This window comes from Actinoplanes subglobosus, assembly GCF_042650585.1.
In the GTDB taxonomy this organism is placed as follows: domain Bacteria; phylum Actinomycetota; class Actinomycetes; order Mycobacteriales; family Micromonosporaceae; genus Actinoplanes; species Actinoplanes subglobosus.
Genome location: NZ_JBHSBL010000041.1, coordinates 128,211 through 150,801, shown reverse-complemented (window position 1 = coordinate 150,801; position 22,591 = coordinate 128,211). Strand labels below are relative to the sequence as shown.

The following is a 22,591-nucleotide window of genomic DNA, read 5'->3' as shown; positions in this document are numbered from 1 at the left end:
TGATCACTAGTGTTTCGGCCTGAGGATTCGATCACTTTACGAAAATCAGAAACATTTTCACTCTGCACACCCTTCCGCCTTCCACACCGTTCCCACTCCAGCACACCCAGTAACCCCAAGCCCCACCGAACCACAAATTCGTTCCCGTCGCGCCCCAGATCCACTGTCTCCCCACCACACCTCTGCAAGGCCCGTCTGTGGTTTCGGTCCGTCTGTGGTTTCGGTCCGTCTGTGGTTTCGGTCCGTCTGTGGTTTCGGTCCGGCTGACCGTGGGGCTCACATTCCGCCACGCCCAGTTCGGCTGACCGCGCGGTGTTCACTCCCTCCCGGCTGCCCGCGGCCTGGCTGACCCTGCGATGTTCACACCCCACCGTCCGCGGCCCGACTGATCGCGCGGTCCAGCTGCCGTATCGCCCTTCGCATCGCATCGGGTTTGACGAATTCTCGGGCTGACTCCATGTCCTCATCACAAGGTTTCTTGCCTGACAACCCGCCCGGTCAGCGGCGGGCTATCAGCGGTGGGACGGCAGCGGTGGGACGGTGAGGCGGGCGGTCGACCGTGCATGGGGCGCACCGATCATCGGAACGTCCACCTCTGGTTGGTGCCGCCGGTACATGCGGTCACGATCACACCGTTGCCAGGGCGAGCACCCCAGTACGGGTCGGTGAGGCATCGACCGTTCGCCGCGTTGGTCAGCGTGCCGTCCTGGAGAAGCTGCCACTGCGCGGTAGTACGCCCGTCGCAGCCTGTCAGCTCGACGGTGCCGTCACCCACCAGGTAGGCGCACATGTCGAGCACTTCCAGCGTCCGGTCGGAGTTCAGCTGCCAGCGCTGCGGGCTCGTGCCGTTGCAGTCGTCGATGTGCACCTCACGACCTTCCGCCGCTGCGCCGCCGCGCAGGTCGAGACACAGACCATTGCCGGTGACCAGAAGCCCCCTCCCGGTCGCCGCCGACGTCGGCGTCAGGTCGATCGGGGCGACCGGCGCGACCGGGGTGGTGGTCTTCGAGTCGCTGCCCGGCGACCCAGTCGACGGGCGCGCCGATGTTTCGCCCGCGTCCGCGGATGCCGACGAACTCCGTGGCGCCCGGGTCGACCCGGTCACCTCCCCGGAGCCGCCCTGCTCCCCGTCGTTGCCTTCGCCGCCGCTGGGAAACCCGCTGGGGCTGACCCCGGCCGACCTGGCAGGCCCGACCGCGGCCGGAAGCGACTGCCCTGGTACGGACACCCAGGTCTCCGGCCGCTCACCCGGCCGGAGCAGCGCATACCCGGCAACCGTGGCCACCGCGACCGCCCCTGCCCCGGCGAGCAGCAGCATCCGGCGCCGTCGGCCGCCCTCCAGATCGTCCGGCGCCGGCTCGACCGCCAGAACATCGGGAACGGTGGGCAGCAACTGGGTCGGCATCTCTCCGGCCCGCTGATCCACCGGCCAGGTCGACGTGGACCGAGGCGCCTCCTGCCGGTCGCCGTCCGGCAGAACGAACGGACGCACCAGCAACGGATCACGATCCTCGCCCAGTTCCTCGCCCACGTGGCGTTGTCACCCCCGGTCCCGTACCGGTGGCCCAACTTACCGTCATTCAGCGACGGGCGGGGGGCCCATTAGGTTGATGTACGTCGTTCTCTCGGATACCCGAACCACCCCTGACCACATCACCGCAGCCCAAGAACGCATTCCCTCGCGAACACCGCACCTGAGCATCGGGCCGCAATCCGGACTCACCCGGCGTGGCGGCTTCACAGCGCTGCAGCACCCGGCATGGCGCCGCGTTTCCACGTGTGCGGGACCTGCCGTCGGATCGGCGGCTCGCCCGGACCGGGAATGCCCAGCCCGTGCGAGCCGCGTCTCCGCGTCGGATCCTTGCCACCCTGAGGGCGCTGATTGCCGACCGCCTCCAAACCCTTCAAGCGGCTATGGATCGTGAGACCTCCACGTCATTGGGACCGCGGGACATCTCCGCCGTTGGTGGCTGTGGGACTCCACGCCGTTGGTGACCGTGGACTCCGCTGCTCGGCTCCTGAGACACCCCGATGGCCCTCACCCCCGCCGTGGTAGCTGCAAGACTTCTACGTCGTTGGTGGCCATGGACTCCGCGCCGTTGGTGGCCGCGGGACTTCTACGCTGTTAGTGGCCGTGGACCTCCGCGCTGATGGTGGCTGTGGGACTTCTACGCCGTTGGTGGCCGTGAGGGCTTATCAGGACTTCCAGAACGAGCTCTTCGTAGCGGTTTTGCCGGTGGCGAACTCCTCCAGAACCCGGATCGCCGCAGCCCATCTCTCATCGAGCGGGCCGTCGCCGCGCAGCAGGCCGATCAGGTCGCGGACCGGGTCGAGATCGGCGTCGGCGACCGGCTCGAGCAGGACGGCCAAGCGGCTGACCAGGTCGTCGAGCAGGTCACGGCGGTCGAGAGCCGGCTGGTCGGCAGCGTCGCGCAGCCGGGACACCTCGACGGCGGCGACCTCGCGCAGCTCGTCAACCAGCAGGCCGTCCGCTGTTGCGCCCCGCGACTTCGCCTGAGCGGGTGCTGCACCCGAGCGGGAACGCCGCATCATGCTGGAGAACCCTCGCGGCAGCGCACCGGATGGAGCAGCACCCTCGGCGGGCCCGGACAGCGCCGGCCCGGACGGCGGCTGCGGCGCGCCACCGCTGCCGGCCGGCGAGGAAGCCGAACCGTCGGAGCCGGAACCCCCGAACCCGTCGGTTGAACCGCCGGCCCACGCACTGTCGGCCGCCGGAGAGACTCCGCCCGCCGTGCCGGCCGCGCCGGCCGCGCCCGCCGCGCCCGCAGCGGCCGGCGAATCAGCTGCGCCCGCACGCTTGGCGCGTGGCATGAAGCCGGGACGGCCGGGTTTCGGTGCGCCCGGCGCCGGTGCAAAGGGAGGCGGCATGGGCGGTGCCGCGGCCGGCGCGAACGGGGCCATCGAACCGGGGAACGGTGACGACGCTGCCAGGAAGTAGGGTGCCGGAGCCGGCGGAGCTGGGCTCTCCCAGCCGGACGGCATCTCGACCGGCTGAGTGACCCGCCGGGCCTCGCCGCCCTCGTTGACGACACGGGCGTCGACCGCCACGAACGCGGTGAACCGACAGAGCACACCGAACCGCAGCGAAGTGCCGACGATCTCGGTCTCCAGCGACTGATCGCCGGACGCGTACGCATCCTCAAGATCGCGCAGCCGGGCACGCGCCCACAGCGACGTGACGGCCGGCTCGGCATGCTGCCGGACCGCGACGGTGGTCCGGAACTCCTGGTCGTCTCGGGTCCGCCCGGTGACGGAAAGAGCGCCCTGCACCGAGCCGGTGTAACGACCGGTGATCACGAGCGGGACCCCGGGGTAAAGGCCCGGCAGGCGTACGGGGGTGCGTGTGCCGTCGAGCGTGGTGAACCCGTCGGCGGTGACGGCGAGACTGGTGACGACCGGTGCTCCGATCCGCCGATGGATGTGCTCCATCGCCTCGTCGAGACGGTCCTCGCTCTCGACCAGCTCGGCGCGGCCGGCGCCGAGCGCGGCGAGACGGCCGAGGAAACCGGCGTTGACGGCCCGGTCGATGCCGACGGTGTGCACCCGGATCGAGCCGATCAGGGAAGTCACCTGCTTGACGATCTGATCCTCGTTGCCGACCTGGCCGTCCGTGACCAGGACCAGCACGCGGTCACGGCCGGGGCTGTCGGCCAGAAGCGCGAGCCCGGCGGTCAGCGGACTGAGCAGCTCGGTGCCTCCACGGGCGTCGGCGCGGGCCAGGTGCTCGACGGCCCGGTAACGATGCCGATCGGTCGCCTCCACCAGGCCGGACCCGAGCCCGGCCGGACGGTCGACCTCGTGGTCGAAGGTGAGCACGGCGAAACGGTCGTCGGCCGTGAGCGTGTCGATGACCCGGGCCGCGGCGCGCCGGGCGGCCACCATCTTCCAGCCACCCATGCTGCCGGAACGGTCCAGCAGCAGCACCACGTCTTTCGGGCGCGGCGGAGTGGCCGGCTCCGGCGGCAGCACCACGAGCTGGTAGGTGCCCTGCTCGCCGTCGTCGTCGGGCACCGCCACGGCGGACTCGGAGCCGGGCGCGTAGGCGAGGCGCAGCACGAAGTCACGGTCGGCGCGCTCGCCCGGGGCGATCCGCAGGGTCCCGCCCTGCTCGGTGACGGTGTGCAGACTGGACCGGATCTCGCCGAGCTCCAAGCCGGCCGGGTCGACGTCGACCCCGATGGACAGCCGCAGCGGATTGGGGAACCCGGGCAGCAGGACCGGCGGCGAGATGCGCGAGGCGTCCGGAACAGCGTCGGTGTCCTGCTGCTGGCCGTCACCCGCGGACGGGCCGGGAAGGGGGACACCGGGCACGTAGCGCGGAGCCACGACCAGCGGGAAGCGGAACGTGGCGGCACCGTCCTCATACGCCAACGGGCCGACCAGCCGCAACTGCACGGTGACCCGCTCGCCGGGCAGGATGTTGCCGACCCGCATGGTGAAGACGTCCGGCCGCTCCTCCTCGGCGATGGACGCTCGCTGGCCGGCGGCGATGGCCTGGTCGTAGCGTTCCCGGGCGGCGCCCCGCTCGTGCAACTCGGCGGTGACGACCCGGTCGGCGGCGGTCATCGTCATGCCAGTGACGGCGGCGCGGTCGGGCAGCGGGAAGACGTAGGTGGCCTCCAGCGCCGTGTCATGGGCGTTGACGAACTCGGTGGTGAGCTCGGTGCGGACGAGGAGGCCGCTGATGGAGGCACGAACGTCGAGACGGTCCAGCGGCAGGTTGCCGCGGTCGGTGAGCAAGGTGCCGAGGCCGGCGTCGGACACCTGGCGGTGGCGTTCCAGCTCGGCCGATCCCATCGGGTTCACAGAAATGATCATGCGTTTCTCCCATCGGTGAGCCCGCGGGACGCGAGCAGGTCGAGCAGAGGACGAGCTGCCGCGACGATGTCGTCGCGGTCGAGGTCGGCGGTGTGACGAGGAAGCAGCAGAATCACGCCTTCGCCGAGGGAAACACCGGTGATCAGCGGCGGAACCGGCTGTCCGGCCGGGACGAGCGCATCGATGGCATCGGCCAGCTCTCGCCGGACGGTGCCGCGCCGCGCCGGACCGTCATGGTCGGCGGTGGCCTGAGGCGAGGTCTCCGCGGCGGCCGTGAGCGAGGGGTCAGCGGTGGCCTGAGGCGAGGCATCGCCGTCGGGGAGCGGAGACGACGTATCAGCCGCTGCCTGAGGCGAGATGACAGGCGAGGCGAGCGGCGATGAGGCGTCGGCGGAGAACCCGGCCGGCACGCCGACGACAAGGCCGTCCGGCTCGGCGGGTGCTGCCTTCCAGAACGAGGGTCTCGGCCACGGGGAAGGTGGGGCCACCGCTCCGTCGGTGTCGAGAAGTCGATCGGGCACCCGGGCGACCGTCGCAAGGGTCTCCGCGGAGGCTCCGGCCAGCTCGGCCTGGATCTCGGCCAGGGTGCGGCCGGCTGCCTGCCGTCGCTTGATCGCGACGAGCTGCAGCAGATGACGCGGCCCGTAGAGAACGGTGCGCCCACGCGTGCCGAGTGGCCGGTCGACCAAGCCGATCGTCGTATACCACCGGATCGACCTGCGGTCGGGAACCTCTCGGACGCGGCCGTTGGGGGCACCGGGATATTCCGCGGCGAGTGCCGCGCTCACCCGCTCGACCAACTGCTCCATCGTCCACATGACTCGACAATGACACTGTCACTGTGACACTGTCAATGACGGAAAGGCGATCTGCCCGCCACCCGGGCGCGGTGGCGGGCAGATCGGCGAGGTTCCGGCCTACGGACCAGGCTCAAAGGGCTTGCCGTCGACCGTCAGGGTGTAGGGGGCGTATTGCGTGACAGTGCCGGTGGGCTCGTCGTAGGAGACGATCGCGACCACCTTCGGATAGTGGCGGACCTTGGCATAGTCGGCCAGCGGGACCACCTTGACCTTGGTACGGGCCAGGCCGACCAGCGTCACCTGCCAGTGGTGCACCGGGGTCGGGCGGATCTCGGTGGGCGACTTCCAGCCGTCCAGGCTGTTCGTGCCGGCGGCGATGGCGCCGACCCTGACGTCCTTGATGTGCCAGCCACCGATACTCACGGCGCTGTCACTGACGTATCGGAAACCCAGGAGCACCGTCTTGCCGGCATACGTCTCGAGGTCGTAGGAGAGGGTGACGTCCGCGGCCTTGCCGGTGATCGCCTCGCCGAGCGGGCCCTCGACCGTGGTGTCACCCTTCAGCATCTGGAAGGTCTTGCCGCCGTCCGCGGACACGGTGACGTATCCGTAGTCGAACTTGTCCTCCAGCCCGTAGGTCGTGGTGAACCGCAGGACCGGGTCGGTGGTCGGCACGTCGATCTGACGGACCGCGGCCGAGTCGGTGTCCGGGGTGTTGCCGGAGAAGAGCATCCCCGCGTCCATCGTCCAGGCCAGTGGCATCGGCGGAAGCGATGGGGCGCCCTCGAAACCGACCGTCCGCCAGCCGTGCGGCAGGCGCACGTAATCGGCGCCGTTGGGTGCCGCGCCGGCCTTGCCGTAGGCGGAGGGGTTGTCCAGGTTGACCGTGGAGCGCAGGCTCCGGGCCGTCACCCTCCGCCGTTCGACCCCCTTGACGACACCGCCGGGGTCGCCGGCGACCTTGTCGACCAGCGTCATGATCTGGAAGTCGTGCAGCACCTCGTGCAGATCGACGCCCTCCGGCAGGGCGGCCGCCACCGCTGCGAGGCCATGGTGCTCCTTGTCCTGGTGCAGCGCGGTGAGCAGCTTCGCGCCGAACCGGTCGTGGAGATAGAGCATGAGCTGATAGGTGATGCCGTAATCGGCGAGGATCTCGTCCGGCTGGCCCTCGGTCCACAGGTTCAGCGAGTTGGACGGGCCGCCGCAGTCACGCGGGTTCGGGTTGTAAGCGGTCTTGATGTTGCCGAAGCCCTGGTAACAGACGATGTGGTTGTCGAAGCCGCGATGCCGTACCCCCACCGTGGTGTCGGCGTAGCCGGCGAGGCTCTGCGCATAGTCGGCCATGCCCTCGCTGATCCACACCTCCTCATCCGGGTCGGTGTAGTAGGAGAGCAGATGTTGCCACTCGTGGGCGAAGGTCGACTCGTACATGCGGGGGCGGGCCGGACGGCTTACGCACGGGTCCTCGGCCGGGTCGTGTTTCGGGTCGGGCCCGGTGCGGTGCGCCCAGTCGTAGGCGTCGATCGTGATCACGTTGCGGTCGAACAGTTCGTTGAACTGCTCGGAGAAGAATCCGGAGATGTAGGTCTGACGCTTCGGGAAGTCGAAGTAGTTGTCGTCGCGGATGTTGTCGACCAGTGTGACGGTGCGGTCGCCGGCCCCGGTGAAATCGCCCGGCAGGGCGGCGTTGGTGCCGCTGCGATCCGGTGGGGTGCTGAAGGCCTTGGTCTCGCGGGGAAAGATGACCTCGTCGAACTCGCGGACCAGCGCGGCGATCTGCTCGTCACTGATCTCGGTCGAGTTCTTGCGACAGTCGTCCGCGGGGAAGGCCAGGTCGTTGGCGACCCACACCTCGATGTGCTTGCCGATGCTGCGCAACGTGTAGTCCTTGCGATAGACATCGCCGTCGATCGAGTTGAGCCCGGCCCAGCTGCGGACGGTGCCGACCTCGGGGGCCTGCATCGCGATCCGGCCGGTGGGCCGGGGCTCATAACTCGGGACCGGGAGCGGCTCACCCTCGAAGGTGAGCCGGTCCAGGTCGGGTTCGAGGATCTCGCCATCGAACGAGGGGGCCGGCGTGGTCGGCGCCGGGTGGGGGACGGTCGGTGGCGCGGCCGGCGCCGGGCCGGCAAATAACGGTATGGAAGCGGTGATTGCCGCGAAGCTGGCAAATAGGGTACGCGTCACGTCTCGGGACGCTACCTCCGATCGCCGGATCGTGACGCCAACACCGGCCGTTGTGGATCAGGAAACCTCCCGGCGGAGCACTCGCATCGTCCCCAGGACCAGCGGAAGGACCACCCAAACCCCAGCTGATACCGCCAGCCGGCCCCACTCGCCGGAGGTCATGTCGGCCTCTCCCAGCGCCTGCGAGGTCACGTTGAGATCCAGCCACGCGGCCGCGTCGGCCAGCGCCTTGATGCTCCCGCCCAGGATTGACCACACCGTCGGCAGGGCGAAGAAGACGACGATCGCCAGCGGAGTATTCAGCAGCAGCGCGCCGAACGCGTTGCCCATCAACACGAAGATCACCTGGAGCAGCAGGCTCTGCCAGATCATCGACGGGTCCAGACTCCACGACCCGTCTGCGCCCAATGCCAGAGCCAGCAGATTCGCTGCCGCGGCGAGGACCGCGGTGGCGGCCGTCGCGGCGACCGCGATCAGCGACCCCGCTGCCACCTTCGCCACCATCACCCGGGCACGTGCCGGCACGAGAGTGAAGGTCCCGAGGGCCGTGCGCTGTGACCACTCGCTGGTCACCGAGAGGATGCCGAGGACCGGCAGCAGCACCGCAGACGGCACCAGCCCGAAGCCGTACAGCGCCGCGAAGGTGATCTCGCTGTCGTCGGCCCAGCCCAGCAGGATCGCCGACGTCGCCACGGTGGCCAGGCCGATCACGATCAGCAACCACATGCCGGCCCGGGTATCGGCCAGTTTGCGCAGCTCGACCAGGGTCAGCCGGCTCAGAGGCACCGGGGCGGCGGCTGTCGCCGGCACCGCGGTCGGCATGGCGTCGGTCATCGTGGTCATCGGTGCGCCCCCTCTGGCTCGGCGCCCGTGGTCAGGCGCAGGAACATCTCCTCGAGCCCGCCGGCACCGGCCGGTCGCAGCTCGAGCAACACGACACCGGCCTCGGCCGCGGCCTGGCCGATGGTCTGCGGATCCGACGGCACCAGCACGCTGCCGTCAGCCGACCGGGTGCCGGTCAGACCCATCCGCTGCAACAGCGCGTCCAGCGCCGCGGGGTCGGTGGTCCGCACCATCGTCCCGGCGGCTCCGAGCAGCGCCTCCTTGTCACCCTGCGTGAGGACGCGGCCGTTGCCGATCACCACGAGACGGTCCGCGACCACCTCCACCTCGTGCAGCAGATGCGACGAGAGCAGGACCGTGCCGCCACGGTCGGCGAAACCGCGCAGCAGCCCGCGCATCCAGTGGATGCCCTCCGGATCCAGGCCGTTCGCCGGCTCGTCCAGCACCAGCACCGCCGGGTCACCGATCATCGCGTACGCCAGGCCCAGTCGCTGCCGCATGCCCAGCGAATACGCTCGCACCCGCCGTTTCGCCGCCGCGCCGTCCAGCCCGACCCGGGCCAGCCGCTCCGGCACCCGCGCGGTGTCCAGCCCCATCGTGATCGCCGCCAGCGCCAGCACCTCCCGCCCGGTGCGGCCGGCATGCTGGGCGGACGCGTCGAGCAACACACCGATGTGGCGCCCCGGGTTGCCGAGCCGCCGATACGGCACCCCGGCCACAGTGGCCCGGCCTGCCGTCGGCGGCGTCAGACCGCAGATCATCCGCAAGGTGGTGGACTTGCCGGCGCCGTTCGGCCCGAGGAAACCGGTCACCGTGCCCGGCTCACAGGTGAACGACACGTCATCGACGGCGCGCTGTGGCCCGTACGCCTTGGTGAGGTTCTCAACCACAATCATGCAACCCAGCGTGAGCGAGACGGGGTGGCCACCGCGTCGGCCAAGAGTCGATGCCGCGAAACCTTGGTATAGGTCAGACCATCGACTTTGGTCGGTATCGGGGGATGTCCGCCCGCCCGTAGAGTCGACCGCGTGGGATTGCCGTCGCCGGAATATCGCTGGTTGTGGCCGTCCGCGCTGGCCGCGGACCCGGCCGGGCCGTTGGCCGCCCGCCGGTCCACCCGCGACTGGGCGGTCGACAGTCTGTGTTTCCTGCTCGGCATGGGCTGCACCGTGCTGATCACCCTGGTCATGCTCGACCCCCATTCGGCGACGACGCAGACCTGGGGCGCCACGCCGATGTGGCTCGTCGTGACCGATGCGGTGACGGCCACGATCGCCGCGGCTGGCCTCTGGTGGCGGCGCCGGTTCCTGACGGTGCTGGCGGTCTATCTCCTGGTGCTGGCGACGTTCTCGATGGCCAGCGGTGTCACCCTGCTGATCGTCGTGTTCACCGTCGGCGTGCACCGGCGGTTCGCCGTGCTGGCGGGCTATGTCGGGCTGGTCGTCGCGGCCACCGCTGTCTTCTCCACGGCCCGTCCGGAGGAGGGGCTCAGCTACTGGGAGACGTTCTGGTGGGGCACGGTGATGGCCGTGATCGCGGCGCTCTGGGGCATGATCGTCAGGGGCCGTCGCCAGTTGATCGTCACCTGGCGTGACCGGGCTGAGCGCGCCGAGTCCGAGCAGCGGCTGCGTATCGCCCAGGCCCGGGTTCTCGAGCGGACCAGGATCGCCCGGGAGATGCATGACGTGCTCGCCCATCGGATCTCCCTGCTCAGCCTGCATGCGGGAGCGCTCGAGTTCCGGCCCGGCGCCCCACCGGAGGAGATCGCCGGTGCCGCTGCCGTCGTGCGATCCAGCGCCCACCAGGCATTGCAGGACCTGCGTGCCGTGATCGGTGTGCTGCGTGCCGGGCAGCCGGAGGACGAGCAGACCCCGGAGCGGCCACAACCCACCCTGAGTGCGCTGCCGGCACTCGCCGATGAGTCGCGGTTGGCCGGCAATCGGGTGCGGCTGGAGATCGGCCCCGCGCCCGAGACCGTTCCGGCGGCGACCGGCCGGGCGGCGTACCGGATCGTCCAGGAAGGGCTCACCAACGCCCGCAAGCACGCGCCCGGAGCCGCCGTGCGAGTCACCGTCGGCGGCGAGGCCGGCAACGGCCTGACGATCGAGGTCCGCAACCCGATGCCGATCACCGTGCCGGCCAGGCCGATCCCCGGCACCGGCATGGGCCTCATCGGTCTCGCCGAGCGCGCCATGCTCGCCGGCGGGCGGCTCGACCACGGCCGCACCGACGACGATTTCGTGCTCACCGCCTGGCTGCCATGGCCGGCCGGAGCGTCGTGACCAGCGGGCATCCGGGTAAGACCGGCGGTCTTTCTGGGAGGGCCGGCGGTCTTCCCGGTAAGACCGGCGGTCTTTCTGGGAGGGCCGGCGGTCTTACCGGCAAGGCCACCGGTCTTCTGGGAGGGCGGTCTTCCCGGGAGGGCCGGTGGACTTCCTGGAAAGGCCGGCGGACTTCCCGGCAAGACCGGGCTCATGGAAAGAGGAGTGATGACGGGGGTAGTGGAGATGGACGGACCGGGATGAGTACGGTTCGGGTGCTGATCGTCGACGACGATCCGCTGGTGCGGGCCGGTCTGTCGATGATTCTGTCCGGTGACGACGAGGTCAGCGTGGTCGGTCAGGCCACCGACGGCGCCGAGGTTCCGGCGGCGGTCGCCCGCCACCGGCCCGACGTCGTGCTGATGGACATCCGGATGCCCGGCGTGGACGGGCTTGCCGCCACTGAGACGTTGCGACGGCAGTCCGGGGCGCCCGAGGTGCTGGTGCTGACCACGTTCGACGCCGACGAGTTCGTGCTCCGGGCGCTGCGGGCCGGGGCCAGCGGGTTCCTCCTCAAGGACACCCCGCCCGGCCAGATCCGTGACGCGGTCCTGCGCGTCGCCCACGGCGAGGCGGCCCTGTCACCCAGTATCACGCGGCAGTTGATCGCGCACGTCGCGGCTGGGAGGCCACCCGACCGGGAGCGTGATCGTGCCGAAGACCTGCTGGCCACACTGAGCGCCCGGGAACGGGAGGTGGCCCTCGCCATCGCGCAGGGCCGCTCCAACGCGGAGATCTCCACCGAGTTGCACATGTCGGTGGCCACGGTGAAAGCCCACGTCTCCCGGGTGCTCACCAAACTCGACCTGAACAACCGCGTCCAGGTCGCGCTGCTGGTGCACGACGCCGGGCTGGCCTGAGATGTCAGTCCAGGGTTTGGATGATCTCGGCCCGGTCGCCGGTCAGGACGAGCCGGCCGCGGGCACCGTTGACCAGGGGGAGGTAGGGGGCGACGTGCCCGCACTCCACGTCGGCGACGATCGGCACGCCCAGCCCGCCGAGTGCGTCGAGGACCGCCTCGGTCTGGGTGAGAGTGCCGGTCGGCGGCGCACTGGTCCGGCCCACGATCACCGCGGACGCGCCGTCGAAGAAACCGTTGAGCCGCATGCCGTGCAGATTGCGGCAGATCGTCGCGGCGTCGTCGCCGGCCGCCTCGACGTAGACGAGCAGCCCGTCCGAGGCGAGACCGGCCGTGTCGGCGTAACGGGTGCCGGCCAGATTGCACAGCGTCTCGATGCACCCGCCGATCAGCCGCCCCTCGACGTCCACGTCGCCGGACCCGTCGAGCCTGGTCCAGGCGCCTTCCGCGTCGAGTTCGAATTCGTCGGCCCCGGGGTTCTGCTGGTAATCCACCCAGCCCTTGTCGCGATAGCGCCCGGGTGGCGTCTGGGTGAAGGTGCCGCCGGCCGGGAGCGTCACGATGTCGAGCCAGGAGAGCAGACCCGCCGGCGGGCGGAACGGGGTGTCCATGAGGTTGTTGCCGTGCACGGTGGCCACGCCGGTGAGCAGTGTCAGCGGCGTGATGATCGTGGACATGTCGGAGTATCCGACGATCCAGGTGGGCTCGGCCGCGGCGATGGCGTCCCAGTCGAGCAGGGGCAGCAGATCGATCGCGGTCTCCCCGCCCCACGGCGGCACCACAGCGCGGATCGCCGGGTCGGTGAGCATACGGGTGAGTTCGGCGGCGCGGGCCGGGGCCGGCGCACTCACGTGCCGGTCACCACTCATGCACTCGCCGACGACGACCTCGTAACCACGGCTCCGCACCGTTTCGACAGCGACGTCGAGGCGCTGTTGCAGGCTGTCGGCCACCCCACTGGAGGGGGCGGTGATGCCGATTCGGTCGCCGGGAGTCAATGGTGCTGGATACCTGATCGTCATTTCAGCGATCATGGCACAGGCGGGCGAAGCCTCATTCGAACAGGGAGTGCTTGCGGCCGCCCTCAGTGCGGGCGCGGGCCCGGCGGCGTAACTGGATCACCACGGCGTCGACGGCGGCGACCGCCGACCAGGCAGCCAGCAGCCAACCGGGGACCGTCCAGCCGGCACGCAACAGCAGCGTCGCCAGGATCGCGCACACGACCATGCCGACCAAGGCGAGGACCAACCGCAGATTGAGAGGGCTGTAGGGCTCCTCGACCGTGCCGCGACGGCCGCGGGGCTGCGCTCCGAGTGGCATCCCGGAAACCTACCCCAGCCGGAGACGCCCAAACGAGCGGCCACGGAGGGTTCCGATGAATGCGGGGGCGCCTCATCGGAAATCCCGGTGGCGGTCCAAGGCGGGCAACAGGGTGATGCCGACCCGGGACGCCGACGGCGCCTTGGCGAAGCGATGATCAAAATGGTGCCCGCCAGGGTGAAACGAGGACTTCCGGAGATCTCGACCAATTCATGATCGACATTTTTCTGTATCGCTTGAACGCTGTGAGGGCCATGATGGAGGCCGGTCATCGATTCAGAGTCGATTCGACACGGGAGGCGCCATGTCCCAACCGGAAAGGAAGCTCGGCACCTGGCCGATCTTCGTCATCGCGGTCTCCGCGATGACTCCGCTCACCGTAGTCGCCGGAGCCCTTCCGCTCGGCTACGGCGAGGTGAAGGAAAAGGGCATTCCGGTGGCGTACATGCTGGTCGCCGCCGTTCTAGGAGTGTTCGCGGTCGGCCTGGCCGCGATGGCAAGGCATGTTCCCAACAGTGGCGCCTTCTACGCGTACGCGTCGATCGGCATCTCCCGGCCGGTCGGCGTCGGCACCGCCTTCGTGGCGCTGGTCGCCTACAACGCGATGCAGATCGGTCTTTACGGCGCCTTCGGGGTGGCCGCCCACAACGCATTATCGATCTTCGGCATCGAGATCTCGTGGATCATCTGTGCATTGATCGGCTGGGCGTTGATCTCGGTTCTCGGCCGGCTGGACATAGATCTCAACGCGCGCATTCTCACCGTACTGGTCTGCGCCGAGGTTCTCATTGTTTTGATCTTCGACGCCGCGATGCTCGGTAATCCCAGTGGCGGCACGATCACTTTCGACACCCTGAACCCCGGTCTGATCGCCACCGCGGGCGGCGTGTCACTGCTCGTCGCGGCGATCGCCGGCATGGTCGGGTTCGAGGCGCCGCTCGTCTACGCAGCTGAGGCCCGTGATCCGCGCCGTACCATCGCCCGTGCCATCGGCTACACCCTGCTCGTCGCGGCGTTCCTCTACGGCGGGACCGCATGGGCGATGTCGGTCGTCGCCGGGCCCGACAACATCGTCGTGATCGCCGGCCAGCATCTCGATGACCTCTTTTTCTTCCTCCCCGACCCCTACCTGCCGTCCGTTCTGATCGATCTCGGACGTATCTTCTTTGCCACCAGCCTGTTCGCCGCTATGCTCGCCTTCCACCACACCGTTGCCCGCTACGCGCTGACCGTCGCCCGCGAGGGCGTCCTGCCCGCCGCACTGGCCCGGACCCGAGGCGGAGTTCCGGTGGCGGCATCGACCGCGCAGTCCGCGCTGGCCGTGGTCGTGCTGGTGATCTTCGCGATCGCGATGTGGGACCCGACGACCGACCTCTTCTTCTTCGGCACCGTCTCCGGCGGCCTCGGCGTCCTGGTCCTGATGACCATCGCCGCCTTCGCCGTCGTCCGTTTCTTCCGCGGCGGCGAACACGGCGAGACCCGCTGGCGCCGCGCGGTCGCCCCATGGATCGCGGCGGTCTTCCTCTCGTTGGTCCTGCTGCTCACGGTGGCCTTCTTCAGCGTCCTTCTCGACACCGACAACATTGCCAAGGTCTGGTCCCCGATCCTGTCGTTCCTGGCCGCGCTCGTCGCAGGCATCATCTGGGGACGCAAGCTGCGCCGCGAACGTCCGGACGTCTACGCCGTGATCGGAACCGGTCATCCGCCGCTCGCTCCCGGTGAGTCCCCGCCCGCGGTGATCACCGACGAGCCCGTCACCGCACCGGATTCGTCGCCAGCTGGCGACGGCAACACGGCCGACGCGCACCCCGCGGTAGGCGGATCGGTCGCGGATTCCGCGACCGGCAGCCAGCCTGACGCGGCGGCCCCGGACCGCACCGCCGCGAGCTCCACCGACGCGACGGAGGCGAGCCCCGCCGCGGACCCGGATTCCACCACTGACACGACGCCTGCTGATCCGCATCCCGCGGACCAGGCGACCACGGATTCCGCGACCGAAAATGATCGCAATGTGGCAGGTGACCGAGTGGTGGACACGCAACCCGCTGGCGGGAGCGGCGCGACCGCGGCGGGCGAGACCATCAGCGGCAGTCAAGGTCCAGGTGGGATTTCAAACAGCAGCGAGGGTACGGCTGAAGCGTCCCGCCCCGCGCCGGCTCCCCGTAAACGAGCCCCCGCTCGGACGAGCAGCCCCCGTAAGACCGCCGTCCCAGCGGCCTCCGAGCCGGTGACCGGCATACCCTCGACGGAGAACGGCACCATCGAGAACGGATCCGCTCCCGGTTCCGGAGCCGTCCCCGATTCGTCAGCCACCTCCGAGGGGCCGGCTGCCCGTCCGAGGGCCGCCCGGCGCCCGGCTCCGCGCCCACGCCGCCCGCAGCCATCCGATACAGCGGTTCCCAGCGAGTCGGAGTCCCCAGACGAACGATGACCGCACACCGTGACCGCGGGCGCCCGATGCGCCCGCGGTCCGGAGTGGTGCGGTGCGGACACTGATGATGGGTTACGGCCAGGAGAGCCTGGCCGGGTGGGAGTGCGTGACCGACCCGACAGATCCGGCCGCTGCCGTTGAAGCGGCCGCCGTTGTGACAGACCGGGCCGTCGGCGCAGAGACCGGCCTTGTCCGTGCTGCGGTCGGCCATGTGCGTGCTGCGGTCGGCCTTGTCCGTGCTGCGGTCGGCCATATGCGTGCTGCGGTCGGCCTTGTCCGTGCTGCGGTCGGCCATGTGCGTGCTGTGGCCGGTCTTGTTTGTGCTGCGGTCGGCCATGTGCGTGCCGCGGTCGGCCCTGTCCGGATAGCGGCTGGCTCCGTCCGTGCTGTGGCCGGTCCCGTCCGTGCGGTGTCTCGGGCTGTCCGGCCTGCTGCTTCGGGCGTCTGCGCAGTGACCCGGCCTGCGGTTGCGATGACGCGGGCTGCCGTTGCGGTGAACCTGGCTCTCATTGCAGCATTCCGGCTCGGAACGCTTGGGCGACTGCGTGTGCCCGGTCGTTGGCGTCCAATTTGCGGAACACCTTCTTCAGGTGGCTGTGGATCGTCGCCGGGCTGAGGTAGAGGACGGCGCCGATCTGCTTGTTCGTCTTGCCGTGTGACACCAGCGTGAGGACCTGAACCTCACGATCGGTGAGTTCGCTCGTCTGGCGGGACCGTCGAGGTGCGGTCCGGAAAATATCATTCATGAAGATCGTTTTTCCGGTGCCTGCATGGAGTGCACAACTGGTCACCGGTAACGGTTGTGGTTGGCACAGTGCCCACGGCAGGGCTGCAGTCACCGTCTGTATTGGACGGTGGCCGCAGCACCGATTTGATCACACAGAGTTTCGGTTGCGGGTCGGGCCGTAGCGGTAATCCGAGGACCCTAGCGGACCGAAAAGGCCCTGACGCCGATGGCGTGGTGCGGGCGGAGACGGAATCGAAGGGCGAGCGGGCCGGGGGCCGGGGCCCAGAGGCGAGGGGCGAAGGGCCGGGGCGAGGGGCGAAGGGCGAAGGGCGAGGCGCGACGGGATGGGTTGGGCCGGCTCGGTGTAGGCCCTGTGTAGGCGGCCTGGCATGTCGAGGACGCGAGGGGCGGGTATCTCGGGAGCGAGGTGCGCTGCGTCGGGATGGTCGAGGCGGCAGCAGGGCGGTGGCGTAGACGGGTTCACGCGCGGTTGGCTACGACGGTGTGACATGGCCCCACCGGGATGGCTTCAAGCGGCTTCACCACCAAGATCCCCGGCGTGACGGTTGGATCTGGCCCCACCGGCTACCAGCAGAAAGTCCCGCTAGAGACCGACAAATGGGGCCAGTTCAAGCCGTGATCGACAGGCAGGGATGGGTCCGACTCAAGCCGCCCCGGTGGCGCAAATACGACCGTCGTAGCCACGCGGTCCCGGTGGGTCCGAACCGGGCGGGAGCAGGCCGCGGGTGTCGGTCTCGAGCAGGGGCCATCAGCAACAGGTTCGGGTAACAGGCCTCGCCGTTGTGGTGGCGGACCTTGCCCAGACAGTCGCGGTGCCCAGCGGTGTCCGGGGCCTTGAACGATGATCAGCCGTCGAACGCGACCGCCCGGATGCCCTGGTAGAGAGCCCCCCGGGTTGTCCGGGCGGCGGTGTGGGCGGGCGGCGTGCGGCGCCGGCAGGCGGTGTGGTGCGGCGGTAGGCGGCGAGTGCCAGGCGGCGTGATGCGGCGGGCGGCGCGTGCGGGGATGGGTGGCGCGGTGCGGCGGGCGGCGCGTGCGGGGATGGGTGGCGTGATGCGGCGGGCGGCGCGTGCGGGGATGGGTGGCGCGGTGCGGCGGGCGGAGGGCCGCGGGTGGTGGGTGGCGGGTGGCGGGTGGTGGATGTGGTGCAGGCTTGGGCGGCCCGGGTGGCGCCGGGGGATGAGGCGGGAAAGAGAAAGCGGGGGCCGGTGAGGGCCCCCGCATCGGTGGATTCAGTTCTTGGCGTGCTGCTGGTCGTTGGAGCTTGCCCGGAGACTGCCCGGATGCGCCTTCAGCGACGGGTCGCGACTGGATTTGATCAGGCTTGCGACCGTGGTGACGATCAGGATTCCGATGATGACGGCCAGCGAGATCGGGGTCGCCACCTCGGGAACGGACTCGCTGATGCTCTTGTGCGCCCAGTGCAGGATCAGCTTGACGCCGATGAAGGCCAGGATCAGCGACAGGCCCGTCGACAGGTAGACGAGGCGGTCGAGTAGGCCCTTGACCAGGAAGAACAGCGCCCTCAAGCCCAGCAGTGCGAAAGCGTTGGCCACGAAGACGATGTAGGCCGACTCGGTCACGCCGAACACCGCGGGGATGGAGTCGAGGGCGAACAGCAGGTCGGTGCCGCCGATGGCCAGGAGCACCAGGAACAGCGGCGTGACCATGCGTTTGCCGTCGATCCTGGTGACCATCTTGCCGTCGATGTAGTCGTCGGTCACCGGGAGGAAACGCCGGCCGGCCTTGACCAGGGCGTTCTCGCCCACGTCCGGATCCTCGTCGCGGTGCCGGAACAGCTGGACCGCGGTGTAGAGCAGGATCAGGCCGAAGACCAGGAACATGAACGCGAACATGCTGAGCAGGGCCGCACCGAGTGCGATGAAGATGACCCGCAGCACCAGCGCGATGATGATGCCGAAGGTGAGTACCTCCTGCTGGTACTTCTCGGGTACGGCGAACGTGGTCATGATGATGACGAAGACGAAGAGGTTGTCGACCGACAGGCTCTTCTCGACGATGTAGCCGGCGAAGTATTCGGTGCCGTGGCCCCAGCCGTAGACGCTCCCGAAGACGATGCCGAAGACGATGGCGACGGCGATGTAGAAGATCGACCAACCGGCGGCTTCACGGAAGCCGACGACGTGTGGACGGAGCACCCCGAGAGTCAAATCGAGGGCGAGCAGGGCGACGATGACACCGATGGTGACGATCCACCCGAGCGCGGAGACCTCAAGCATGCTTCACAGGATCCCCAAAGATTCTGCAAACATGCTGAGAAACGGCCTATCCGACGAGGAAAGACCGCTTCGCGAGGCCCATCCAGAAGCCGTCGATCGGCTGATCCGGCGCCCGCGTGGGGTCCTCTGATGCACCCAGAGTGAGGAACATCGGCGCGAAGTGCTCGATCGTCGGGTGCGCGTAGGGCATGCCGGGAGCGCGCTCACGGAAGTCGGCCAGCTCGTCGACGGCGCCGCGGGACAGGGCCTCGGCGGCCCATGCGTCGAACTCCCGCGACCAGCCGGGCGCGGCCGCCTCGGGGCGCCAGTCGCGCAGGAACGGCAGCCCGTGAGTGGTGAACCCGGAACCGATGATCAGCACACCCTCGTCGCGCAGCGGGGCGAGCCGGCGGCCGAGGTCGAGCAGCTCGTCGGGCTCCAGGGTGGGTAGCGACATCTGCAGGACGGGGATGTCGGCGTCGGGGTACATGACGGTCAGCGGCACATACGCACCGTGATCGAGTCCGCGGGTGGTCTGGGCGACGGTCTGGTGGTCCGGCATCAGCTTGCGCACCGAGTCGGCCAGGGCGGGCGCTCCGGGCGCCCGGTACTGCACCTCGTAGTAGCGCTGGGCGAAACCGCCGAAGTCGTAGACCAGCGGGACCGTCGAGGTGGCGCCGAGCATCAGCGGCGCGGACTCCCAGTGGGCCGAGGCGACGAGGATCGCTTTCGGTCGCGGGAGCTCGGCGGCGAGCTCCTGGAGCTGGGCCACCCAGGTGGGGTCGTCGACCAGGGGCGGGGCACCGTGGCTGAGGAAGAGGGCGGGCATCCGCATGGCGGCCTCCGTTGAAGCTTCAACTAATTACGGCAACAGTACGCCGGATTACTTGCGTCCGCAACAAAACCCGGTATTGACGCGGAGAGGGCTGCGTAATTACATCGAAACCAGGCCCGAACCCAGCGTCGCCGGTCCATTACCGCTGGGTGACAGACGGCGAAGGGACCGCGCATGACCCCTCGAGGCGGCGATGCGCTCCGCCAGCGTTGCCGGAGCGATCGCCGCCTCGCGGCGGCCGGGCAGAAGACGGCCGGGCAGAAGGCGGCCGAGCGGGCAACAACCGGAAAACGGTCGGACAGCGCGCCATGACGAGGGTCAACCCGCTGGTCCCGCGCGGCAGCTCCGCCGAGCGCCCTTTCGACGTGGTCGTCACCCCGGAGAACGCCGGCTGGGACTACTGCGGCCTGCGGGTCGTACATCTCCCGGTCGGCGGCCGGGTCAGGTTCCCGACCGGCTGCGACGAGATGCTGGTCCTCCCGCTGGCCGGCGGCTGCGACGTCGCCTGCGACGACGAGCGGCTGACCCTCACCGGCCGCCGCTCGGTCTTCTCCCGCGTCACCGACTTCGCGTACCTGCCCCGCCAGACGCAGGTGACCCTGCGCGCCCCGAACGGGGGACGTTTCGCCCTGCCGGCCGCCCGCGCGGACCGGACCCTGCCGTTCCGTTACGGTGCCGCCGAGGACGTGCCGGTCGACCTGTGCGGCGCCGGCCATGCCAGCCATCAGGTCAACCGGTTCTGCACCCCGGAGTCGTTCGAGACGGACCGGCTGATCGCCTGCGAGGTGCTCACCCCGGGCGGCAACTGGTCGTCGTACCCGCCGCACAAGCACGACGAGCAGGGCGACGGCGAGAGCAGCCTGGAGGAGATCTGCTATTTCGAGGTGGCTGCCTCCCCGGCGGGTGGTCACGGCTGCGGATTCCAGCGGGTGTACGGCCACCCGGACCGCCCGATCGACGTCTGCGCCGAGGTGCGCAGTGGCGACGTCGTGCTGATCCCCTACGGCTGGCACGGCCCGTCGATGGCCGCTCCCGGCTACGACCTGTACCACCTGAACGTGATGGCCGGCCCCGGCGAACGGCGCTGGCTGGTCCGCGACGACCCGGCGCACGGGTGGGTGCGTGGCCGGTGGGCCGCCGAGCGCGTCGACTCCCGGCTGCCACTTACCTCAGTCCGCGAAAAGAGGCGATAGTGCGGGGGAAGGGGCGATAGTGCGGGGGAAGAGGCGATCGTGAAGCAGCGGCTCACCGTCGGCCAGGCCGTGGTGCGTTTCCTGGCGAACCAGTGGACCGAACGGGACGGTGTCGAGCAGCGGGCGGTGGCGGGTTTCCTCGGCATCCTCGGGCACGGCAACGTGGCCGGAATCGGTCAGGCGCTGTTGCAGGCGCAGCGCACCGGTGCGCCCGACATGCCGTTCCGCCTGGCCCGTAACGAGCAGGCCATGGTGCACACGGCGGTGGGCTACACCCGGATGCGCAACCGTCTGTCGGCGATGGCGTGCACCGCCTCGATCGGTCCCGGTTCGACGAACATGCTCACCGGCGCGGCCCTGGCCACGGTCAACCGGCTGCCGGTGCTGCTGCTGCCGTCGGATGTCTTCGCCTCCCGCGCGAGCAGCCCGGTTCTGCAGGAGCTGGAGGATCCGCGGGCCGGTGACGTCTCGGTCAACGACGCCTTCCGGCCGCTGTCACGGTTCTTCGACCGGATCTGGCGGCCCGAGCAGCTGCCTCACGCCCTGCTCAGCGCGATGCGGGTCCTCACGGATCCGGTGGAGACCGGTGCGGTCACCCTCTGCTTACCGCAGGATCTTCAGACGGAGGCGTACGAGTACCCGGACGAACTCTTCACGAAGAGGGTCTGGCACGTGCCCCGCCAGATGCCGGATCCGCTCGCCGTGGAGCGGGCGGCCGCCGTGATCCGTGGCGCGCAACGGCCGCTGATCATCGCCGGCGGGGGAGTGATCTACTCGGAGGCGTCGGCCGCCCTGGACCGGTTCGCCCGGGAGACCGGCATCCCGGTCGCCGACACCCAGGCCGGCAAGGGCGCGCTGAACTGGGATCATCCGAACGCGGTCGGCGGGGTCGGCGCGACCGGCAATCCGGTGGCGAACCGGCTGGCCCGTCACGCCGACGTGGTGATCGGTGTCGGTACCCGCTACAGCGACTTCACCACGGCGTCCCGGACGGCGTTCCAGCGCCCGGACGTGCGGTTCGTCAACCTGAACGTGACCGGGTTCGACGCCGGGAAACTGTCCGCGTCGCCGCTGGTCGGTGACGCCCGCGCCGGGCTGAACGCGCTGCTGCCGGCCCTGCACGGCCGCCGTTTCACCGGTGACTTCTCCGACGACGTGGCGGCCTGGCGGGCGGCGGTCGATCACGCGTTCCGGGGCCGGGGTACGCCGGGTGATCTGCCCACCCAGGCCGAGGTGATCGGGGTGGTGAACGAGGCGTGCGGCGCCCGTGACGTGGTGGTGCAGGCGGCCGGGAGCCTGCCCGGCGACCTGCAGCGGCTGTGGCGGGCCCGCGACCCGAAGCAGTACCACGTCGAATACGGCTACTCCTGCATGGGCTTCGAGATCGCCGGCGCCCTCGGGATCAAGCTCGCCGAACCCGGCCGGGAGGTGTTCGCGCTGGTCGGGGACGGTTCCTACCTGATGATGGCGCAGGAGATCGTCACCGCTGTCGCCGAGAACGTGAAACTCATCGTGATCATCGTGGAGAACCACGGGTTCGCGTCCATCGGCGGGCTCTCCGAGCAGGTCGGGTCGCAGCGGTTCGGCACCGAGTACCGGTTCCGCAATCCGCGCAGCGGCGACTACGACGGTCCCCGGCTGCCGGTCGATCTGGCCGCCAACGCGGAGAGCCTGGGCGCCTCGGTGATCCGCTGCCGGAGCATCGCCGACCTGGTCGAGGGCATCAAGCAGGCCCGGGAGGCGGAGCGGCTGACCGTGCTGCACATCGAGACCGACCCGGCTCCGTCGGCGCCCGCGTCGGAGTCGTGGTGGGAGGTGCCGGTCGCGGAGGTCGCCACGTTGCACAGCACCCGTGACGCGCGGGCCGAGTACCTGGCGGGCAAACGCGACCAGCGCCACCACCTGCGACCAGGGGGTCTCTGATCGCACCGGGGAGACGACGACGCCTCTTGCGTGGCCGGTGCATGCGTGGCCGTATCCCCTGATGGTCTTGATC

General features: G+C 69.6%; 16 protein-coding genes. 5 read left to right on the top strand and 11 right to left on the bottom strand.

Features of this window, described 5'->3' with window-relative positions:
• Nucleotides 1–577: 577 nt before the first annotated feature.
• The 6 genes from ACFO0C_RS47820 to ACFO0C_RS47795 all read right to left on the bottom strand — a co-directional run bounded on the left by ACFO0C_RS47820 (nucleotide 578) and on the right by ACFO0C_RS47795 (nucleotide 9,565).
• A complete protein-coding gene (locus tag ACFO0C_RS47820; RefSeq protein WP_378073562.1) occupies nucleotides 578–1,531 on the bottom strand; it encodes a ricin-type beta-trefoil lectin domain protein in 954 nt (317 codons plus the stop codon).
• 665 nt (nucleotides 1,532–2,196) lie between these two features.
• Nucleotides 2,197–4,839, bottom strand: a complete 2,643-nt coding sequence (locus tag ACFO0C_RS47815; protein WP_378073561.1) for a VIT domain-containing protein — start codon at nucleotides 4,837–4,839, stop codon at nucleotides 2,197–2,199.
• Nucleotides 4,836–5,657, bottom strand: coding sequence for a MerR family transcriptional regulator (locus ACFO0C_RS47810; RefSeq protein WP_378073560.1), 822 nt, complete (start codon nucleotides 5,655–5,657; stop codon nucleotides 4,836–4,838). Before ACFO0C_RS47810 ends, ACFO0C_RS47815 begins: the two co-directional genes overlap by 4 nt.
• Nucleotides 5,658–5,756: 99 nt before the next feature.
• Nucleotides 5,757–7,826: a peptidase M6 immune inhibitor A gene (locus ACFO0C_RS47805; protein ID WP_378073559.1), complete on the bottom strand. Its 2,070-nt coding sequence runs from the start codon at nucleotides 7,824–7,826 to the stop codon at nucleotides 5,757–5,759.
• Nucleotides 7,827–7,883: 57 nt separating this feature from the next.
• The gene (locus ACFO0C_RS47800) at nucleotides 7,884–8,669 is read right to left on the bottom strand and encodes an ABC transporter permease (RefSeq protein ID WP_378073558.1); all 786 of its coding nucleotides are present in this window, start codon (nucleotides 8,667–8,669) and stop codon (nucleotides 7,884–7,886) included.
• Nucleotides 8,666–9,565 carry an ABC transporter ATP-binding protein gene (locus ACFO0C_RS47795; protein WP_378073557.1) on the bottom strand — a complete coding sequence of 300 codons (900 nt, stop codon included), beginning with the start codon at nucleotides 9,563–9,565 and terminating at the stop codon, nucleotides 8,666–8,668. The genes ACFO0C_RS47800 and ACFO0C_RS47795 overlap by 4 nt, the downstream gene beginning before the upstream one ends.
• 132 nt (nucleotides 9,566–9,697) lie before the next feature.
• Here ACFO0C_RS47795 and ACFO0C_RS47790 point away from each other — a divergent pair, with 132 nt between their 5' ends.
• Nucleotides 9,698–10,951, top strand: coding sequence for a sensor histidine kinase (locus ACFO0C_RS47790; protein WP_378073556.1), 1,254 nt, complete (start codon nucleotides 9,698–9,700; stop codon nucleotides 10,949–10,951).
• 239 nt (nucleotides 10,952–11,190) lie between these two features.
• On the top strand, nucleotides 11,191–11,850 hold the full coding sequence (locus ACFO0C_RS47785) for a response regulator (protein WP_378073555.1): 660 nt from the start codon (nucleotides 11,191–11,193) through the stop codon (nucleotides 11,848–11,850).
• 4 nt (nucleotides 11,851–11,854) lie between these two features.
• Here ACFO0C_RS47785 and ACFO0C_RS47780 read toward each other — a convergent pair whose 3' ends face one another.
• Nucleotides 11,855–12,871, bottom strand: coding sequence for a S66 family peptidase (locus ACFO0C_RS47780; protein ID WP_378073554.1), 1,017 nt, complete (start codon nucleotides 12,869–12,871; stop codon nucleotides 11,855–11,857).
• 31 nt (nucleotides 12,872–12,902) lie between these two features.
• Entirely contained in the window at nucleotides 12,903–13,169 is a 267-nt protein-coding gene (locus ACFO0C_RS47775; protein WP_378073553.1) for a hypothetical protein, read from the bottom strand.
• A 304-nt stretch (nucleotides 13,170–13,473) separates the two neighbouring features.
• Between ACFO0C_RS47775 and ACFO0C_RS47770 the strand changes: the two genes are divergently transcribed.
• Nucleotides 13,474–15,600, top strand: coding sequence for an APC family permease (locus ACFO0C_RS47770; protein ID WP_378073552.1), 2,127 nt, complete (start codon nucleotides 13,474–13,476; stop codon nucleotides 15,598–15,600).
• Nucleotides 15,601–16,106: 506 nt separating this feature from the next.
• On the opposite strand, the gene ACFO0C_RS47765 is transcribed toward ACFO0C_RS47770, so the two are convergent.
• The 3 genes from ACFO0C_RS47765 to ACFO0C_RS47755 all read right to left on the bottom strand — a co-directional run bounded on the left by ACFO0C_RS47765 (nucleotide 16,107) and on the right by ACFO0C_RS47755 (nucleotide 19,402).
• A complete protein-coding gene (locus ACFO0C_RS47765) occupies nucleotides 16,107–16,439 on the bottom strand; it encodes a response regulator transcription factor (RefSeq protein ID WP_378073551.1) in 333 nt (110 codons plus the stop codon).
• Nucleotides 16,440–17,580: 1,141 nt separating this feature from the next.
• Nucleotides 17,581–18,588, bottom strand: a complete 1,008-nt coding sequence (locus ACFO0C_RS47760) for a TerC family protein (RefSeq protein ID WP_378073550.1) — start codon at nucleotides 18,586–18,588, stop codon at nucleotides 17,581–17,583.
• Nucleotides 18,589–18,634: 46 nt separating this feature from the next.
• The gene (locus tag ACFO0C_RS47755; RefSeq protein WP_378073549.1) at nucleotides 18,635–19,402 is read right to left on the bottom strand and encodes a dioxygenase family protein; all 768 of its coding nucleotides are present in this window, start codon (nucleotides 19,400–19,402) and stop codon (nucleotides 18,635–18,637) included.
• 308 nt (nucleotides 19,403–19,710) lie between these two features.
• On the opposite strand from ACFO0C_RS47755, the gene iolB reads away from it, so the two are divergent.
• Both iolB and iolD read left to right on the top strand, forming a co-directional pair.
• Nucleotides 19,711–20,595 (top strand): 5-deoxy-glucuronate isomerase, encoded by an 885-nt coding sequence (gene iolB, locus ACFO0C_RS47750; protein WP_378073548.1) that lies wholly within the window; start codon nucleotides 19,711–19,713, stop codon nucleotides 20,593–20,595.
• 39 nt (nucleotides 20,596–20,634) lie between these two features.
• On the top strand, nucleotides 20,635–22,518 hold the full coding sequence (gene iolD, locus ACFO0C_RS47745) for a 3D-(3,5/4)-trihydroxycyclohexane-1,2-dione acylhydrolase (decyclizing) (protein ID WP_378073547.1): 1,884 nt from the start codon (nucleotides 20,635–20,637) through the stop codon (nucleotides 22,516–22,518).
• Nucleotides 22,519–22,591 lie beyond the last annotated feature (73 nt).

What these genes read in the sequence shown, in the direction of transcription:
- ACFO0C_RS47810 (WP_378073560.1), bottom strand. Translation starts at nt 5,657, where the DNA reads ATGTGGACGATGGAGCAGTTGGTCGAGCGGGTGAGCGCGGCACTCGCC.
- ACFO0C_RS47800 (WP_378073558.1), bottom strand. Translation starts at nt 8,669, where the DNA reads ATGACCACGATGACCGACGCCATGCCGACCGCGGTGCCGGCGACAGCC.
- ACFO0C_RS47770 (WP_378073552.1), top strand. Translation starts at nt 13,474, where the DNA reads ATGTCCCAACCGGAAAGGAAGCTCGGCACCTGGCCGATCTTCGTCATC.
- ACFO0C_RS47780 (WP_378073554.1), bottom strand. Translation starts at nt 12,871, where the DNA reads ATGACGATCAGGTATCCAGCACCATTGACTCCCGGCGACCGAATCGGC.
- ACFO0C_RS47755 (WP_378073549.1), bottom strand. Translation starts at nt 19,402, where the DNA reads ATGCGGATGCCCGCCCTCTTCCTCAGCCACGGTGCCCCGCCCCTGGTC.
- ACFO0C_RS47785 (WP_378073555.1), top strand. Translation starts at nt 11,191, where the DNA reads ATGAGTACGGTTCGGGTGCTGATCGTCGACGACGATCCGCTGGTGCGG.
- ACFO0C_RS47815 (WP_378073561.1), bottom strand. Translation starts at nt 4,839, where the DNA reads ATGATCATTTCTGTGAACCCGATGGGATCGGCCGAGCTGGAACGCCAC.
- iolB (WP_378073548.1), top strand. Translation starts at nt 19,711, where the DNA reads ATGACGAGGGTCAACCCGCTGGTCCCGCGCGGCAGCTCCGCCGAGCGC.
- ACFO0C_RS47760 (WP_378073550.1), bottom strand. Translation starts at nt 18,588, where the DNA reads ATGCTTGAGGTCTCCGCGCTCGGGTGGATCGTCACCATCGGTGTCATC.
- ACFO0C_RS47795 (WP_378073557.1), bottom strand. Translation starts at nt 9,565, where the DNA reads ATGATTGTGGTTGAGAACCTCACCAAGGCGTACGGGCCACAGCGCGCC.
- ACFO0C_RS47775 (WP_378073553.1), bottom strand. Translation starts at nt 13,169, where the DNA reads ATGCCACTCGGAGCGCAGCCCCGCGGCCGTCGCGGCACGGTCGAGGAG.